This window comes from Rhodanobacter sp. LX-99, assembly GCF_018599185.1.
GTDB lineage: Bacteria > Pseudomonadota > Gammaproteobacteria > Xanthomonadales > Rhodanobacteraceae > Rhodanobacter.
Genome location: NZ_JAHFVL010000001.1, coordinates 1228318 through 1245488, shown reverse-complemented (window position 1 = coordinate 1245488; position 17171 = coordinate 1228318). Strand labels below are relative to the sequence as shown.

At 64.6% G+C, this 17171-nt stretch carries 14 protein-coding genes and 1 pseudogene; 12 read left to right on the top strand and 3 right to left on the bottom strand.

Translation table 11 applies throughout. The features are described 5' to 3' along the window. The first annotated feature begins 25 nt into the window (after positions 1–25). From recG to KK131_RS05915, 4 genes are all read left to right on the top strand, one after another. Positions 26–2140 carry an ATP-dependent DNA helicase RecG gene (recG, locus tag KK131_RS05930; protein ID WP_214555762.1) on the top strand — a complete coding sequence of 705 codons (2115 nt, stop codon included), beginning with the start codon at positions 26–28 and terminating at the stop codon, positions 2138–2140. Positions 2141–2277: 137 nt separating this feature from the next. Further along, complete coding sequence (locus KK131_RS05925) at positions 2278–3231, top strand: nucleoside hydrolase (RefSeq protein WP_214555761.1); 954 nt, start codon at positions 2278–2280, stop codon at positions 3229–3231. Between the two features lie 216 nt (positions 3232–3447). Then, entirely contained in the window at positions 3448–3813 is a 366-nt protein-coding gene (locus KK131_RS05920) for a hypothetical protein (RefSeq protein ID WP_214555760.1), read from the top strand. Between the two features lie 30 nt (positions 3814–3843). Beyond that, positions 3844–4005 (top strand): hypothetical protein, encoded by a 162-nt coding sequence (locus tag KK131_RS05915; RefSeq protein WP_214556719.1) that lies wholly within the window; start codon positions 3844–3846, stop codon positions 4003–4005. A gap of 35 nt (positions 4006–4040) precedes the next feature. Here the strand turns inward: KK131_RS05915 and KK131_RS05910 are convergent. Further along, positions 4041–4906, bottom strand: a pseudogene (locus KK131_RS05910) (IS1 family transposase). Positions 4907–5000: 94 nt separating this feature from the next. Here KK131_RS05910 and KK131_RS05905 point away from each other — a divergent pair. From KK131_RS05905 to KK131_RS05895, 3 genes are all read left to right on the top strand, one after another. Then, a complete protein-coding gene (locus tag KK131_RS05905; protein ID WP_214555759.1) occupies positions 5001–6017 on the top strand; it encodes a P63C domain-containing protein in 1017 nt (338 codons plus the stop codon). Positions 6018–6400: 383 nt separating this feature from the next. Next, the gene (locus KK131_RS05900; protein WP_108471973.1) at positions 6401–6655 is read left to right on the top strand and encodes a type B 50S ribosomal protein L31; all 255 of its coding nucleotides are present in this window, start codon (positions 6401–6403) and stop codon (positions 6653–6655) included. Between the two features lie 275 nt (positions 6656–6930). Next, positions 6931–8226, top strand: coding sequence for a citrate synthase (locus tag KK131_RS05895; protein ID WP_214555758.1), 1296 nt, complete (start codon positions 6931–6933; stop codon positions 8224–8226). A 69-nt stretch (positions 8227–8295) separates the two neighbouring features. On the opposite strand, the gene KK131_RS05890 is transcribed toward KK131_RS05895, so the two are convergent. Together KK131_RS05890 and KK131_RS05885 are read right to left on the bottom strand one after the other, a co-directional pair. Continuing rightward, the gene (locus tag KK131_RS05890; protein ID WP_214555757.1) at positions 8296–8967 is read right to left on the bottom strand and encodes a hypothetical protein; all 672 of its coding nucleotides are present in this window, start codon (positions 8965–8967) and stop codon (positions 8296–8298) included. 63 nt (positions 8968–9030) lie between these two features. Next, positions 9031–11559, bottom strand: a complete 2529-nt coding sequence (locus KK131_RS05885) for a penicillin-binding protein 1A (protein ID WP_214555756.1) — start codon at positions 11557–11559, stop codon at positions 9031–9033. 271 nt (positions 11560–11830) lie between these two features. On the opposite strand from KK131_RS05885, the gene KK131_RS05880 reads away from it, so the two are divergent. The 5 genes from KK131_RS05880 to KK131_RS05860 are packed head-to-tail and all read left to right on the top strand — an operon-like array spanning position 11831 to position 17015. Next, on the top strand, positions 11831–12889 hold the full coding sequence (locus KK131_RS05880; protein WP_214555755.1) for a pilus assembly protein PilM: 1059 nt from the start codon (positions 11831–11833) through the stop codon (positions 12887–12889). After that, a complete protein-coding gene (locus KK131_RS05875; RefSeq protein ID WP_214555754.1) occupies positions 12889–13623 on the top strand; it encodes a PilN domain-containing protein in 735 nt (244 codons plus the stop codon). Before KK131_RS05880 ends, KK131_RS05875 begins: the two co-directional genes overlap by 1 nt. After that, on the top strand, positions 13620–14276 hold the full coding sequence (gene pilO / locus KK131_RS05870) for a type 4a pilus biogenesis protein PilO (protein WP_214555753.1): 657 nt from the start codon (positions 13620–13622) through the stop codon (positions 14274–14276). Before KK131_RS05875 ends, pilO begins: the two co-directional genes overlap by 4 nt. Next, positions 14276–14818, top strand: coding sequence for a pilus assembly protein PilP (locus tag KK131_RS05865; RefSeq protein ID WP_214555752.1), 543 nt, complete (start codon positions 14276–14278; stop codon positions 14816–14818). Before pilO ends, KK131_RS05865 begins: the two co-directional genes overlap by 1 nt. A 55-nt stretch (positions 14819–14873) precedes the next feature. After that, complete coding sequence (locus KK131_RS05860) at positions 14874–17015, top strand: type IV pilus secretin PilQ (RefSeq protein WP_214555751.1); 2142 nt, start codon at positions 14874–14876, stop codon at positions 17013–17015. Positions 17016–17171: the final 156 nt, after the last annotated feature.

Sequence of the window (17171 nt, the reverse complement as noted above, 5' to 3'; positions counted from 1 at the left end):
CGGTGCTCGGTTAGGCTTGCAGGCCATGGTCACCCGCGCCGCCCGTCCCGCTTCCACCGTCGGCACCGATCCGGGCATCGCGCCGGTTGGCGCGCTGCCGGGTGTCGGCCCGGCGCTGGCCGCGTCGCTGGCCAGGCTCGGGTTGGAGCGGGTGCAGGACCTGTGGTTCCACCTGCCGCTGCGCTACGAGGACAAGACCCGGATCACCGCGATCGCCGATCTGCGCGTGGGCGATCGGGCGCAGGTCGAAGGCGTGGTCGAAGCGGTCGAGCGCGGCTTTCGCTACCGCCCGCAACTGAAGGTGGCGATCGGCGACGCCAGCCGGCAGACCCTGCTGCTGCGCTTCTTCCACTTCAACCGGGCGCAGGCCGAGCAGTTGCTGCCGGGGACGCGTCTGCTCTGCTACGGCGAAGTACGGCACGGTGCGCAGGGGCTGGAGATGGTGCACCCGAACTACCAGCGCCTGAGCGGCGATGCAGCCGCCGCGGTCGACGAGTTGCTCAGCCCGGTCTATCCGACCACCGAGGGGCTGGGCCCGAAACGGCTGGCCGGGGTGATCGGCAAGGCGCTGGCGCTGCTGCCGCCGGCCGCGCAACTGGAGCTGATCCCACCCGAGTTGTGCGCCAGGCACGGCCTCACGTCACTGCGCGATGCGCTGCTGTACGTGCACCGGCCGCCGCCGGACGCCCATCTGGGCCAGCTCATGCTGGGCCAGCATCCGGCACAGCAGCGACTGGCGTTCGAGGAATTGCTGACCCAGCACCTGAGCCTGAAGCGCATGCGCGCGGCGCTGCGGCGTCGGCATGCGCCGAAACTGGAGGGCAGCGGCGCTCTGCGCCGGCCATTGCTTGCCGGGTTGCCGTTTCGCCTGACCGCCGCGCAGCAGCGGGTCAGCAGTGAAGTCGAGCGCGACCTGGCACGACCCCGGCCGATGCTGCGGCTGGTGCAGGGCGACGTCGGCAGCGGCAAGACCGTGGTCGCGGCGCTGGCGGCGCTGGCGGCGGTGGAATCGGGATATCAGGTTGCGCTGATGGCGCCGACCGAACTGCTGGCCGAACAGCACCTGCATAATTTCCGGCACTGGCTGCAGCCGCTCGGCGTCGAGGTGGCGTGGCTGGCCGGCAAGGTCACCGGCAAGGCACGCAAGCAGGCGCTGGCGCGGGTGGCCGAGGGTGCGCCGGTGGTGGTCGGCACGCATGCGCTGATGCAGGAGGGCGTGGCGTTTGCGCGGCTCGGCCTGGTGATCGTCGACGAGCAGCATCGCTTCGGCGTGCAGCAGCGGCTGGCGCTGCGCGACAAGGGCAAGGATGGCGAGCTGGTGCCGCACCAACTGGTGTTGACCGCCACGCCGATCCCGCGCACGCTGGCGATGAGCGCGTACGCCGACCTCGACGTCTCGTCGATCGACGAACTGCCGCCCGGGCGCACACCGGTGCAGACCATCGCGATCTCGAACGCGCGGCGGATCGAGGTGATCGAGCGCATCCACGCCGCCTGCGGCGAAGGGCGCCAGGCGTACTGGGTATGCACCCTGATCGAGGAATCCGAGCAATTGCGCGCGCAGGCGGCCGAAGTGGCGCACGCGGAACTCTCCGCCGCGCTGGCCGGCTTCAAGGTCGGCCTGATCCACGGCCGCATGAAGCCGAAGGAAAAGCAGGCGGTGATGGACGCGTTCAAGGCCGGCGCGCTGGCCGTGCTGGTGGCGACCACGGTGATCGAGGTCGGCATGGACGTGCCGAACGCCAGCCTGATGGTGATCGAGAACAGCGAGCGGCTGGGGCTGGCCCAGTTGCACCAGCTGCGCGGGCGGGTCGGCCGTGGCGCGGTGGCCTCCAATTGCGTGCTGCTGTACCAGCCGCCGCTGGGCCAGCTGGCGCGCGAACGGCTGCAGGTGATGCGCGACACCAACGACGGCTTCCGCATCGCGGAGAAGGATCTCGAACTGCGCGGCCCGGGCGAAGTGCTGGGCACCCGCCAGACCGGCCAGCTCAGCTTCCGCATCGCCGACCTCGCCCGCGACGCGCACCTTTTGCCGGCGGTACAGCAGGTCGGCGAACACATGCTGGCCGAACACCCGCGGCAGACCGGGCAGCTGATCGAGCGCTGGATCGGCGGCGCCGCGCGCTACGCGCATGCGTGAGTTGCCGGGGATGGGGAGTAGGGAACCGGGAATGGCGAAAACTGGTGCCGCACGGTACTCCGTGGCTTTTCCATTCCGATTCCCCATTTTCGATTCCCCTCCCAATACACTGATCCGTTGAACCAAGATGACGCACCATGAGCAAACCGCAACTCCTGATCGATACCGATCCCGGCGTCGATGACGCGCTGGCCATCCTGATGGCCTACGCGCATGCCGACATCGCCGGCCTCAGCATCGCCGCCGGCAACGTGGGCCTCGCCCATACCGTGCGCAATGCGCGCACCCTGGTCGACCTGGCCGGCGCGGCCACGCCGGTGTTCGCCGGCTGCGCCGCGCCGCTGGTGCGCGCGCCGGACGAGGACGCCGCGTTCGTGCACGGCGAGGACGGCTTCGGCGACGTCGGTTTCCCCGAACCGGCCGCCGCGCTGGCCGACGAACCGGCCGCACTGGCGCTGCTGCGGCTGACCCGCGAGCGGCCGGGCGAGCTGACCCTGGTGGCGCTGGGTCCGTTGACCAACCTGGCGTTGGCGTTGCGGCTCGATCCGACGTTGCCCGAACGGGTGGCGCGGCTGGTGGTGATGGGCGGCGCGGTCACCGGCCACGGCAATACCGGCAAGGTGCCGGCCGAGTTCAACATCGGCTTCGACCCGGAGGCGGCGCACGTGGTGTTCGAGGCGTTTCCCGCGTTCGACCTGGTCGACTGGGAAGCCACCCTGCGGCATGCCTTCGACGATGCCGAGTTCGATCGCTGGCTGGCCGCCGGCGATCGGCGTGCGGACTTCTTCGGCAAGATCGTGACCACGGCGCGCCGCTACAACACGAAGCACGATCGCCAAGGACTGGTGGCAGCCGACGCGCTGGCGATGGCGGTGGCGCTCGACCCTTCGATCGTCACCCGGCGCGAGACCCGGGCGGTGGCGGTGGAACTGGACGGCCGCCTGACCCGCGGCGCCACCGTGGTCGACTGGAGTGCGCGCCTGGGCCGGCCGGCCCAGGCGAACATCGTGCTGGAGGTGGACCAGGCCCGCTTTGCCGCGATGGTGCGGCGTGCGCTGGGTGTCCGGGCTGACGGTAGTGCCTCAGTTTGAAAATTCTTAAGGTCGCCCCAAAGTTATGAAAACGAAGGGGTTTGGTCTTTAAGCGTCATGAAGCTGAACGCTTAACATCCAGTGCTTGATATGACTTTCGGATGTGGTAGGAAACACAAAACCTGCTATCATCAGATACATGATCGAAAGCGGCCGAGCTGCAAGTAGAGTCTGACGGCCGCCTCTTTGGGCGGCTTTGTTGTCAAAGGGGCGATCATGAATGTTGAAGAGAATACGGAAGTTCAGACTGACATCCTAGCTGAACTCCTTGGTCAGATTTGGAACGGTGTCATCGTACAAGTCAACCGGCTACTGGAAGCTCACAACAAGTTTGATTTCGTTGCGTTCAAGGAGAACCTGAACCCAAGCTTGGAAGAAGTGATAGCTGGTTTTGAATTTGTCGACTTTGCGTTGTCCAAGTTGCTAGACAGCAAACTTTTAGGCTACGAAGAAGCGCGAGATGCCATAAATTCAAAGCAATGCATCCTTAAGATGAGCGAGCTGGCGGCAGCTTGCGATGGACACAACAAGGAAGATTACGAAAGAGTGATCGACGAGCTGAAAAAGCAGTCGAAGTTTTAAAAAGCGTTAACCGGAGGAAGGATCATGTACATGACTAGCCTGAACTTTGATCTGCATGCCTTGGCAGAACCCAAGAGCAGGCAGGATTGCATTGCTCTGGCGAATGAAATTCTGTCAGAGCTGCACATCATCAGCGGACACATAGAACAAGCCATTGCTCGTTGTGAGCGCAGCCAAGAGCTAGCCGGCTGATTTGTCGCTGCAACGAACACTTTGTAAGCCGCCTATCAGGCGGCTTTCTTTTTGTAAGGACCGCGGGGCTTAGACTCCGGTTCTGGCACAAGGGCCGCAATCTCTTCCAGCGACCATACATGATCAGACACGCCAGCTTCCATCGCAGGCGTGACCCGCAGGCTCTTATGGATGCGGCCGAAGTTGTAATGCATGAAATGCAGCGCAACCGCCGCCATGTGGTTGTCCACTTTTTTGCTGAAAGCGTTGGTCAGTCGCGTGAAGCGGCGCATCGACATGCGCATGGTCAGGTTCTGGCGCTCGACATAGCTTGTCGAGATATGGGCTGGATCAGGTTCGCCCTCAATGCGTACCGTCTCGGTTCCGATATGCTCGCTCGGGCTGTACTTGCGCTCGTGCGATGCTGGGCCTTCACCGTAGACCTTCACCAGCATGGCGTAGTCGATGTCCCCGCCGAATGCCCGCTCGACTGCATTCACGTAGACGCGATGGCCGTCCGTGGTGAGCTGGATGCGGTTAGACAGCCGGCTAGCCAGGTCAGCGATAAAGGCGTTTGCAGCGGCAGCACCACGGTCGCCAACCATCCACGAAGCAATGATCTTGGTATCGGCACAGATGGCCGTCCATGTCCACACGTCGCCTACGCCGAACTCGCCTTCGCGCTCACGTTCTTCTGCTTGGCGCCGACGAACGACCAGATTTCGTCGCACTGGATGCGCTTGCACGGCAGATTGCGCAGCGCCTTGTCTTGGTACTCGGCGCAGGCCACGCCAACGTCCACAAGCAGCTTTGTCACGGTGTTGATGGAACAGTCCGCCAAGCGGGAAGCCGCACGCAGGCTCATTCCTTCAACGAGGAAACCGAGGATTTTGGCGCGCTCTTGGTTGGACATGCGGTTCATTGTTGTCGCTCAAGCATATAGTTCAGTTAGTTTACTTGCATTTTTGATAAATACAAGTAACATACTTGCACCATGAGCAATGCAAGGAACTGAAATGAGCACAGCAAAGGGGCTTGGAAAGTCAGCCGGTGGGGAAGCTCGGGCTAAGGCGTTATCCGCTGAACAACGTAAGGCGATCTCACTCAAGGGTGTTGAGGCGCGGCGCGAACGGGCGATGTTGCCAAAAGCAACGCATGGATCTAGCGAGCACCCGCTTAGGATCGGAAACGTCGAAATCCCTTGTTATGTGCTTGAGGACGGGCGCCGCGTACTCTCCCTTGGCGGAATGACAAAGGCACTGGGAATGTCGATTGGCAGCGCCGGAGGTGGTGAGGGTGATCGACTGACTAGTTTTGTGTCAGGAAAAGCCATATCCCCTTTTATTTCCAACGACTTAGCGAGCAGGATGAAAACGCCAATTCGCTTCCAGGCACCCACAGGCGGAAGCGCAGCGACAGGCTATGAAGCAACCATCCTCGCGGACCTTTGCGAGGCCGTGCTTGAGGCGCGACAGGCGAGTGCCTTAAGGCCGCAGCAAGCTCACATCGCGAACCAATGCGAAATTTTGCTCAGGGGCTTCGCTCGTGTTGGGATCATCGCTCTAGTTGATGAGGCCACGGGCTACCAGAAAGATCGCGCGAAGGATGCTTTGGCTAAAATCCTCGAGGCGTTCGTAGCAAAAGAATTGCAGCCTTACTTGAAGACGTTTCCGTCCGACTACTATGAGCAGCTCTTCCGTCTTTACGGATACGAGTACCCGCCAAAAGACAAAAGGCCACAATGGCGGCCTGCATTTTTTGGAACCATCACGAACGAAGTGGTCTACAACAGGCTCGCTCCTGATCTGCTACCGGAATTGAAGAAGGCTGCGAGCAAGGCCGAGAAGAGGGCCAAGCTGCATCAGTGGTTAACCACCGACATTGGGCATCCAAAATTGCGCGAGCACCTTGCCTCGATTGTTTCAATTCTCAAGCTGTCGAAAACTCCACAGCAGTTCCGAGACAACGTGAATCTGGTTCACCCGAGATACGGCGAAACCGCGCAGTTGGACTTCGGCAAACATGAGGATTAGTCGGCTTTCCACCTAGCCTTCGCTGCCTTCTTCGCAATCTCTGACCGCTCTTTAGCGGTCAGTTTTTTTGCGCGTGCTTCACCACCTTTCAGCCCCCCCCCTTACGCCCCAGCGCGACCGCAGCCGGGTTCTTCCCATCGTCTGTCTTGACGTCCTCGACCTCACCCGTCGCTATCGCAGCGATGAGATGGGCTAGCTGGTTCGGGTCGCGTGGGCGCTTATTAGACATGCCTACAGTATGAAGCCGCATGCCTGACCGCTCAAGGAATCGGCTGGCACGCCAGATTTCAAAGTGAGACACGACCGGGCTGACCGCTGACTTGCAGCCGCAGCAGGTTCCTCGTTACAATGCCGCTCTTTTCACCACCGCTTTAGAGCCAGCCATGAAGCCTGATATCCATCCGAACTACATCCCGGTGGTGTTCCAGGACCTGTCGTCCGACTTCGCGTTCCTGACCAAGTCGACCATGTCCAGCAAGGAAACCATCAAGTGGGAGGACGGCAACGAGTACCCGCTGATCAAGGTGGATATCTCCAGCCATTCGCACCCGTTCTACACCGGCAAGCAGAAGACGCTGGACGTCGGCGGCCGTGTCGACAAGTTCCGTCGCCGCTACGCGGGTTCCGTCAAGGAATAAGTGACGGCGGCAGCCGGCGCCTGGCGCTGGCTGCGCAGATCCGATTCGAGACACGGGGCAGGCGCAGGCTTGCCCCGTGTCTTTTCGTGCCCGGCATTCGACCATTCGCCATCGAATGCAAACGGGACCTTGTGCGATAATGGTCAGTGAACTGACGTCACCGCGTCCGTTGCATCGCGTGTTTTCCCCGGCACGCCATGCCCAGGCATTCCTTCGCCGGCCGGCGCCGCCATCGCGGTTGCCGGTGGCGACGACCCACATGTAAGGAGGTTTCCGTGTCCGATCCCAAGACCGTCAAGCTGGTGGATGAGTCGAACAACCGCAGCAGCGAACTGCCGCTGGTCAGCGGCACGCTCGGTCCGGCGTGCATCGACATCGCCACGCTGTACAAGGACACCGGTCACTTCACCTACGACCCCGGCTACGGCTCGACCGCCAGCACCAGGAGCGCGATCACCTACATCGACGGCGACCAGGGCGTGCTGCTGTACCGCGGCTACCCGATCGAGCAGCTCGCGGAAAACTCCAGTTTTCTCGAAGTGGCCTACCTGCTGCTCAACGGCGAGCTGCCGAAGCCGGCCGAGTTCGCCACGTTCGAGCACGACGTCGCGCATCACACGATGCTGCACGAGTCGCTGAAGAACTTCTTCCAGGGCTTCCACCACGACGCGCATCCGATGGCGATGCTGGCCGCCGCGGTGGCCTCGCTGTCGGCGTTCTACCACGACGACCTCAACGTGGACGACCCGGCCGACCGCAAGCTTGCCGCGATCCGCCTGATCGCCAAGATGCCGACGATCGCCGCCGCCTGCTACCGCTATTCGATCGGCTGGCCGATGCGCTATCCGCGCAACAACCTGGAGTACGTCGACCGCTTCCTGCACATGATGTTCGAGGTGCCGAGCGAGCCGCTGCAGATGAGCCCGGTCGCGGCCAAGGCGCTGGACCTGCTGTTCATCCTGCATGCCGACCACGAGCAGAACGCGTCCACCTCGACCGTGCGCCTGGTCGGCTCCACCGGTGCGAACCCGTACGCATCGATCGCCGCCGGCATCACCGCGCTGTGGGGCCCCGCGCATGGCGGCGCCAACGAGGCCGTGCTCAAGCAGTTGCAGGAGATCGGCACGCCGGACAACGTCGAGTCGGCGATCCTGCGCGCGAAGGACAAGAACGACAGCTTCCGCCTGATGGGCTTCGGCCATCGCGTGTACAAGAACTTCGATCCGCGCGCGAAGATCATCCGCGAGATGTGCCACAAGGTGCTGGCCGAACTGGGCGTCAACGACCCGCTGCTGGAAGTGGCGATGAAGCTGGAGGAGGCGGCGCTGAAGGACGAGTATTTCGTCGAGCGCAAGCTGTATCCGAACGTCGACTTCTACTCCGGCATCATCTACAAGGCGCTGGGCATTCCCACCGAGATGTTCACCGTGATGTTCGCGATCGCGCGCACCGCCGGCTGGATCGCGCACTGGATCGAACAGCACGAAACGCCCGGGTCGCGCATCGGCCGCCCGCGCCAGGTCTATACCGGTGCCGGCGTACGCGACTACGTGACGACCGCGAAGCGCTGACCGCCACGTCGCGCCGATGAAGAGCCCCGGCCAAGGCCGGGGCTTTTTTGTGCGGGAGACAACCCGGGTTCAGCGCAACGCCGCGCCCAGCCGCTGCTCGAAGGTTTCGTCGGCGTCCTCGTCGAGCAGCATTTCCACCTGGGCCAGCGAGGCGCGCCGCATCGGCCGGTCGTCGGCGCGGTCCAGCGGGGCCTGGCGCAGCGCGTCGCGCGGCAGCACGGTGAGATCGAATGGCAGCTCGTCGGCGGCGAACAGCAGCACCGGGTATTCGGGCTGGTCGTCGCGGCTGTAGCGCAGCCGGCGCACCTGGGTCTCGATCGGCACGCCGTGTTCGCGCAGGTACAGCACGACCGCCTCCGGATCGTCGCTGTACACGTGCAGGCAGACCGCCGAATGCGCGTCGGCGGTGCCTTCGAGCACGGCGCCGACAAGGCGCGGTTCGAACGCGGCGAGAAAACGCATCGCCTCGACCGCCGCCTCGCGCCGCTCGCGCAGCAATTGCGGCTGGCTGTCGGCGAGGAACAGGCGCTGGTGCTCGCGCAGCGCCTGCTCGATCTCCAGGTTGCGCGGCAGCGCCTGCGTGTCGAGGATGCCGAGCCGCTCGGCGGCCTTCAGCTTGGCGTGGTGGAAGTCGCGGATGCCGTGCTCGCTCATCAGTCGCGCGGCTTCCTGGGCAACCCGCAAGCGGTTGCGCCGCAGGCGGTCGTGCGCATGGATGCGGTGGTGTTCGCCTCGGGACATGGCGCGCTCCTCATCGATCGGTAACCGGCAGCTTCCTTTTTTGCCGGAAGCTGCGTCGAAGGCTCAGAAGATGTCGTAGGCGTGCTGCTGGTCCTGTTCCTTCTGCTGGGCGGCCTGGCTGCGCAGGCGGTCGACGTCTTCCACCTTGAACATCTCGTTGATGCCGTCCGGATCGCCCGACGAGGCGGGCAGGCCGCTGTAGCGGTTGATCAATACCGTACTGATTCCCGGCGGCATCGGCAACGTGCTCGACGGCATGCCTTTCAGGACGCTGCCCATGTAGGACATCCAGATCGGCAGCGCGGCCTTGGCGCCGAACTCGCCGCGGCCGAGCGAGCTGTAGTCGTCGAAACCCAGCCACACCGCAGTCGACAAGTCCCCGTTGAAGCCGACGAACCAGGCGTCGCGGTGGTCGTTGGTGGAGCCGGTCTTGCCGGCCAGGTCGTCGCGCTCCAGCGCACGCGCGGCCGAGCCGGTGCCGCGCAGGATCACGTCCTTCATCAGCGAAGTCACCAGGTAGTCGTTGCGTGCCTCGATCACGCGCGGCGCGAGTACCGGCGGATGTGCGCCGTCGCCGTGCGCGTCGGCCGGCAGTACCGCGTCGCCGACGCCGTCGACGCTGCTGGATTCGGCAGGGGCTGCGGATGATGCGCTGGCCATGTTGTTGGCGGGGGTGGGGTTCATGTCGGCGGGCGGCGGGCCGGGCGGCCGCGTGTCGAGCAGGCGCTCCTGGCAGTTGCGGCAGGCGCGCGCGGGGTTGGCGACGTACACCGGCTTGCCGTTGCGGTCGTCGATCTCGTGGATGAAATACGGCGTGACCAGGTAGCCGCCATTGGCGAACACCGCATAACCGCGGGCCATGCCCATCGGCGACACCGAGGCGGTGCCCAGCGCCATCGACAGGTTGGCCGGGATCGCGTCCTGCGAGAAGCCGAAGCGGGTGGCGTATTCGCGCATGTAGCGCACGCCGATGGCGTCGAGCAGGCGCACCGAGACCAGGTTCTTCGACTGCACCAGCGCTTCGCGCAGGCGCATCGGCCCGGCGAACTTGTCGTCGTCGTTGGACGGGGTCCAGATACCGTTCGGGCGCGACGGATCGGGCAGGGCGAGCGGCGCGTCGTTGACGATCGAGGCCGGGGTGAATCCACGCTCGAACGCCGCCGAGTACAGGTAGGGCTTGAAGCTGGAGCCGGGCTGGCGCGCCGCCATCACGGCCCGGTTGAACTTGCTGCGCACGAAGTTGAAGCCGCCGACCAGGGCCTGGATCGAACCGTCCTCGGGCTCGATCGAGGTCAGCGCCGCCTGTGCAGCGGGGATCTGCGCCAGCTGCCACTCGCCCTTGTCGCCGCGCGCCAGCCGGATGATGTCGCCGCGCTTGAGCACGCTGTCGACGCGGGTCGGCGTGGCGCCGACGCGGTCGTCGTTGATGTGCGGACGCGCCCAGCCGACCCCGGCCAGGTCGAGTATCACGCTCTCGTGGCTGGACAGGTAGACGGTCGCCTGCTTCGCGTCGCTGGCCGTGACGATGCCCGGCTGCATGCCGGAGACATTGCCGTAGTTGGCCAGCAGGCCGTCGAAATCCGCTTCGCCGGCGCCCGCCGGCAGGTCCTGGTGGGCTTCCGGTCCGCGCCAGCCATGCCGGCGGTCATAGGCGATCAGCCCGTCGCGCACGGCTTCCACGGCAGCCTGCTGGCGGCCGCTCTGCACCGTGGTCCTGACCACGTAGCCTTCGGTCAGCGCATCGTTGCCGAAGCGGTCGAGCACCTGCCGGCGCACCATCTCGGCCAGGTAAGGGGCATCCACCTCGATCGGCTGCTCATGCGGGTAGGCGTGGTTCGGCTCGGCGATCGCCTGCTCGTACACGGCCCTGGTGATGTAGTCGTGGCGCAGCATTTCGCCCAGCACCCAGTTGCGCCGGGCGATCGCGCGCTTCTGCCCGTTGATCGGATTGACCACCGACGGCAGCTGGAAGGTCGAGGCGATCAGCGCGCATTCGGCCACGGTCAGCTGGTCCAGCGTCTTGCCGTAGTAGTACTCGGCGGCCGCGGCCACGCCGTACGAGCGGTGGCCGAGGAACATCTTGTTGAGGTACAGCTCGAGGATCTGGTCCTTGGTGAGCTCGTGCTCGATGCGCAACGCGATGAAGATCTCGGTGAGCTTGCGCGAATACAGTTTTTCCGGGCTCAGGAAGAAGTTGCGGGCAACCTGCTGGGTGATCGTAGAGCCGCCGGGGCCCTTGTCGCCGCCGGTCACCACGACATGCCAGCCGGCCCGCACGATGCCGTGCCAGTCCACGCCCGGGTGGTGGTAGAAGTCCGCATCCTCGGCCGACAGCACGGCGTGCTTGAGCCGGTCCGGCACGTTCTCGATGTTCACCGGAATGCGCCGGGTCTCGCCGAAACTGGCGATCAGCTTGCCGTCGGCGCTCAGCACGCGCAGCGGCACCTGCATCGGATAGTTCTTCAGCTCGGCTACCGAAGGGAGCCTCGGGGCGATCAGCCAGTACGCCACACCCACCGCGACAACTGCCAGGAGCAAACCGGAAAAGGCCAGGATCAAAGCCCAGCGCAACAAGCGTTTGAAAATTTGCATGGTGTGGGGATAGCGAGACCTGAGTCAAAACATGACAGAGTATAGATGTAGGAGTATTCCCCACATGAGCAGCGGTCGACCAATACAAAAGCTGGCCTCCAAAGCAAGGGTCAGGCCAAGAGGGGCTTCCCTATAAATGTGGCGGGCATCACGCCAATTACTTGAGAAAGTTCCCGTAGACCGTTGCCATTGCGTTATTTTTTCGATTTAATGCCACTGCGCACCCCGCCAGGATTCTGGCTACGGGCGTCAGCGGCAAGGGGGAAACACCGTGGGGCTCTTTACACCGAAGAAGCCGGCGCTGATTGGTGTCGACATCAGTTCGACCGCCGTCAAGCTGCTGCAGCTAAGTCAGGCGGGCGGTCGTTATCGCGTTGAGCATTACGCGGTCGAGCCGTTGCCGCCGAACGCCGTGGTCGAGAAGAACATCGTCGAGGTCGAGGCGGTGGGCGATGCGATCCGTCGCGCGCTGGCACGCTCGGGCTCCAAGCTCAAGCACGCCGCTGCCGCGGTGGCCGGGTCGGCCGTGATCACGCGCATCATCCCGATGACCGCGGATCTTTCCGACGACGACCTGGAAGGCCAGATCCAGGTCGAGGCGAACCAGTACATCCCGTACCCGATCGACGAAGTCAGCCTCGACTACGAGGTGCTCGGTCCGGTCCGCGACAACCCCGACATGAACAACGTGCTGCTGGCCGCCTCGCGCACCGAGAACGTCGACATGCGCGTGGCCGCGCTGGACCTGGGCGGGCTTACCGCCGCGGTGATCGACGTCGAGGCGTTCGCGATGGAGAACGCCTTCGCGATGATCGCCGACCAGCTCAACGTCGGCCGCGACGCGCTGGTGGCGGTGGTCGACATCGGCGCCACCATGACCACGCTGTCGGTGCTGCGCAACCAGCGCACGATCTACTCGCGCGAGCAGGTCTTCGGCGGCAAGCAGCTGACCGACGAGATCATGCGCCGCTTCGGGCTCTCCTACGAGGAGGCCGGCCGCGCCAAGCGCAAGGGCGGCCTGCCCGAGTCGTACGAGACCGAGGCGCTGGAACCGTTCAAGGAATCGCTGATCCAGCAGATCAGCCGCCTGCTGCAGTTCTTCTTTGCCGGCAGCGAGTACAGCAAGGTCGACCAGGTGGTGCTGGCCGGCGGCTGCGCCTCGATCGAGGGGCTGGGACCGATGCTGGAAGAACAGCTCGGCGTGCCCTGCGTCGTCGCCAATCCGCTGGCCCGCATGTCGCTGTCGCCACGGGTACAGGCACAGTCGCTGGCGCAGGACGCCCCCGCATTGATGATCGCGGTCGGCCTCGCCTTGAGGAGCTTCGACTGATGGCACACGTCAATCTACTTCCGTGGCGCGCCGAGCGGCGCAAGCAACGCGAACGCGAGTTCTACATGCAGCTCGTCGCCGCCTTCGTGGTGGGACTGGGCGTGCTGCTGCTGTGGGTCTTCTGGATGGATCAGCGCATCGACAACCAGAACGAGCGCAACGCCTACCTGCAGACCGAGATCAAGCAGCTGGACGTGCGCATCGCCAAGATCAAGGACCTGGAAAAGGTGCGCGAGCACCTGCTCGCGCGCAAGCAGATCATCGAGCAGTTGCAGGCCGACCGTTCGCAGATGGTGCATCTGTTCGACGAACTGGTGAAGACGATTCCCACCAGCGCGCGGCTGACCGGTCTGAAACAGGGCGGCCAGTCGATGTCGCTCGACGGCGTGGCGCAGTCCAACGCCAGCGTCGCCGAGTACATGCGCAACATCGAGACTTCGCCGTGGATGGGCCACGCCGATCTGCGCAAGACCGAAAACACGCATAACGGCACCCGCATGCCGTACGAGTTTGGCCTGAACGTGCTGCTGAGCAAGCCGAAGTCCGACGAAACCGACGGTAAGACCCCGGTGTTGCCGGCTGGCGCCAGTTCCGGCGCGGCTCCGGCGGTACCGGCGGCGCTCGGTGCGGCAGCCAAGGCGGCGACCACCCTGCCGGCGAAACCTGCGACAACGGCCACTCCGGAAGCCAGGCCGGTGAGTGCGCCAGCTGCCACGGGAGGTGCCGGATCATGAGTTTCATCAACGATATCCAGAACCTCGACCGCAACAACGTCGGCGGCTGGCCGCAATCGGTCAAGATCTTCTTCACCGTCCTGCTGCTGGGCTTCGTACTGCTGGTGGGCTGGTACTTCTTCGTCAGCGACCAGCAGGACAGCCTGAATACGCTGGTCGGCAAGGAAAACCAGCTCAAGCAGGAGTTCTCCACCAAGCAGGCCAAGTCGGTCAACCTGGAGGCGCTGCAACAGCAACTCGACGAGATGCAGGACATGCTGCGCCAGCTGCTGCGCCAGCTGCCCAGCAAGACCGAAATGCCCGAACTGCTGATCGACATCTCGCAGACCGCGCAGTCCGCCGGCCTGGAGACCGAGCTGTTCCAGCCCGGCCCGGAAACCCCGAAGGACTTCTACGCGGAGAAGCCGATCACGTTGCGCATGACCGGCACCTACCACCAGTTCGGCGCGTTCATCAGCGGCGTGGCGTCGTTGCCGCGGGTGGTGATCCTGACCCTGCATGACGTCTCGCTGACGCCGAAAACGCCCAGCAAGGGCGATGGCACCTCGAGCGGCCAGCTGGTCCTGCAGGGCACCGTGAAGACCTACCGTTATCTGGATGACGAAGAGAGCTCCACTGCTGGCGCCGGCAAGAAGGCGGGGGGCGCGAAATGATGAACAAGTTGACTGCCATCAAGCCGACCCGCGTGGCGCGTCTGTTGCTGATGCTGGCTGCCGTGCTGGTGTTGGCCGGTTGTACCCGCGGCATGTCCGACCTGCGCACCTGGGTCGCCCAGGAAAAGGCCAAGAAGGGCGCGCCGATCCAGCCGTTGCCGGTGATCAAGACGTTCGAGACGTTCAAGTACGACGACCAGGACCGGCGTGATCCGTTCAGCCCGAGCACGGCCGAGCTGGAGAACAACAGCGCCACCAGCGGCCCGCGGCCCGATGCCAACCGCGCCAAGCAGCCGCTGGAGCTGTTCGCGCTGGACAGCCTGAAGATGGTCGGCACGGTCGGTACCGGTGCGGGCATGGAGGTACTGGTCAAGGACCCGGGTGGTGTGATCCATCGAGTCCATGTCAACGAATACATGGGCCAGAACTACGGGCACATCACGGCGATCAGCGAGGACCATATCGATCTGGTCGAGCTGGTATCCAACGGGAATGGTGGCTGGATGGAACGTCCGGCCAGCATCGCGCTTGACGCGAAATAGGTAGACAGGGGCTGATGCAATGACCAACCAAATCCAATCCGTCCGGGGCCGTGTCATGCGCCATGCGAGCCGTTACATGTTGATGGGCCTGCTGATCGCCGGCGCCACCTGGGCCAGCGCCGCGATGGCAGCCACCACCACGCTGAAGAACATCAGCTACGACGCACTGCCTGGCGGCAGCGTCGAACTGCACATGGACTTCGGCGATGGCCCGGTGCCGCAGCCGAAGATCTTCACCACCGGCAACCCGCCGCGCATCGCGGTCGACTTCGCCGACACCGACAACGCGGCCCCGCGTCATCTGGACATCGGCAAGGGCTCGACCTCCGGCGTATCCGCGGTATCGGCCGGCGGACGCACCCGCGTGGTGGTCGAGCTGATGCGCGAGTCGAGCTACCGCTCGCGCGTCGAAGGCAACAGCCTGGTGCTGACCGTCAACAACGGCAGCACGGACCAGTCCGTGACCACCGCGTCCACGATCGACCCGACCAAGGCCTTGCCGTCGTCATCGGCCGGTCCAGCCATCTCCAACATCGACTTCCGTCGCGGCCCGAACGGCGAAGGCCGCGTGCTGATCGACTTCAGCGGCAGCGGCGCGAATGCCGAAATGACCCGCAAGGGCGACAAGGTCTTAGTCACCGTCGACCACGCGAACCTGCCGGCCAACCTCGCCCAGCGCCTGGATACGCTGGACTTCGCCACGCCGGTGCAGTCCATCGTCACGCGCGCCGGCAACGGCGGCGGTGCGCGCATGGAAATCGCGGTCAAGGGCGACGTCGAGACTTCGGCCTACCAGACGGCCGACCAGTACGTGGTCGAAGTGGCGCCGAAGAAAGCCGACGCCAAGGACGCCAAGCTGGCCAAGCTGGGCCAGGAGCCGAGCTACAGCGGCAAGCGCGTCACTTTCAACTTCCAGGATATCCCGGTGCGTTCGGCGCTGCAGCTGATCGCGGACATCTCCGGCCTCAACCTGGTCGCCTCCGACAGCGTCGGCGGCAGCGTCACCCTGCGCCTGGTCAACGTGCCGTGGGATCAGGCGCTGGACGTGATCCTGCGCGCCAAGAGCCTGGACAAGCGCCGCAACGGCAACGTGGTGTGGGTCGCGCCGCAGGCCGAGCTGGCCAAGTACGAACAGGACGTGGCCGACGCCAAGCTGAAGGCGCAGGACACCGCCGAGCTGGTCACCGACTACGTACCGATCAGCTACGGCAAGGCGGCCGATATTGCCACGCTGCTGACCAGCGGCAGCAAGCAGGGCGGTGGCGGCGCCAGCGGCGGCAACACCCAGCGCGGCTTCCTGTCGCCGCGTGGCAGCGTGTCGTTCGACGAGCGCACCAACACGCTGCTGCTCAACGACACGCCCGAGAAGATCCGGCAGCTGCGCGAACTGATCGCGGTGCTGGACAAGCCGGTGCAGCAGGTGCTGATCGAGTCGCGCATCGTGGTCGCCAGCGACGACTTCACCCGCGAGCTGGGCGCCAAGTTCGGCGTCAACGGCCGGGTCAACAACACCGAGTTCCAGAACGCCGCCACGGCCACGCCGGCGCTGACTGCCGGCATCGGCGGCGGCAACGTGACCTCGGGCGGCCTCAACGTGAACCTGCCGGTCAATCCGGCGGCCGGCACCTTCGGTCTGGCCATCCTCGGCGCCAACTACGCGATAGACCTGGAGCTCTCCGCGGCGCAGACCGAGGGTCGCGGCGAGGTGATCTCCAGCCCGCGCGTGATTACCGCCAACCAGCAGGAAGCGGTGATCCGCCAGGGCCAGGAAATCGGCTACGTCACGTTCCAGAACAGCGCCGGCAGCGGCGCCGGCAGCGGCACCGCCACGGTGCAGTTCAAGGACGCCGTGCTGGAGCTGAAGGTGACCCCGACGATCACCGCCGACAACCGCGTCTACCTGATGATCAACGTCAAGAAGGACGCGCTGGCCGGCTACGTGGATGCGCCGGGCAGCGGCAAGATCCCGACCATCGACACCCGCGAGATCAACACCTCGGTGCTGGTCGACAACGGGCAGACCGTGGTGCTGGGCGGCATCTACGAGATCAACAAGTCCAACACCATGACCAAGGTTCCCGGCCTGGGCGACATTCCCGGCATTGGGATACTGTTCCGCAAGACATCGCGGACCAATACCAAGGCCGAGCTGCTGATCTTCGTGACGCCGCGCATCCTCAGCGACACGTTGCAGTAATCGCGCAAGCTTGCAGTGAAAGAGGCGGCTTCGGCCGCCTCTTTTTTTGTGCGCAGAGGCCAGGCTGCCCAAGGCCGATTAAACTTCCTGCGTTGCCGATGGTCTGTAGCACGCCATCCGGTCCGCTGCGTCCTGCCGCGCACCGGGCTGCGCCGC

Coding starts and splice junctions, on each gene's coding strand:
- KK131_RS05860 (WP_214555751.1), top strand. CDS start 14,874: ATGCGCCATGCGAGCCGTTACATGTTGATGGGCCTGCTGATCGCCGGC.
- KK131_RS05905 (WP_214555759.1), top strand. CDS start 5,001: ATGAGCACAGCAAAGGGGCTTGGAAAGTCAGCCGGTGGGGAAGCTCGG.
- KK131_RS05920 (WP_214555760.1), top strand. CDS start 3,448: ATGAATGTTGAAGAGAATACGGAAGTTCAGACTGACATCCTAGCTGAA.
- KK131_RS05900 (WP_108471973.1), top strand. CDS start 6,401: ATGAAGCCTGATATCCATCCGAACTACATCCCGGTGGTGTTCCAGGAC.
- KK131_RS05925 (WP_214555761.1), top strand. CDS start 2,278: ATGAGCAAACCGCAACTCCTGATCGATACCGATCCCGGCGTCGATGAC.
- KK131_RS05890 (WP_214555757.1), bottom strand. CDS start 8,967: ATGTCCCGAGGCGAACACCACCGCATCCATGCGCACGACCGCCTGCGG.
- pilO (WP_214555753.1), top strand. CDS start 13,620: ATGAGTTTCATCAACGATATCCAGAACCTCGACCGCAACAACGTCGGC.
- KK131_RS05875 (WP_214555754.1), top strand. CDS start 12,889: ATGGCACACGTCAATCTACTTCCGTGGCGCGCCGAGCGGCGCAAGCAA.
- KK131_RS05885 (WP_214555756.1), bottom strand. CDS start 11,559: ATGCAAATTTTCAAACGCTTGTTGCGCTGGGCTTTGATCCTGGCCTTT.
- KK131_RS05915 (WP_214556719.1), top strand. CDS start 3,844: ATGACTAGCCTGAACTTTGATCTGCATGCCTTGGCAGAACCCAAGAGC.
- KK131_RS05865 (WP_214555752.1), top strand. CDS start 14,276: ATGAACAAGTTGACTGCCATCAAGCCGACCCGCGTGGCGCGTCTGTTG.
- recG (WP_214555762.1), top strand. CDS start 26: ATGGTCACCCGCGCCGCCCGTCCCGCTTCCACCGTCGGCACCGATCCG.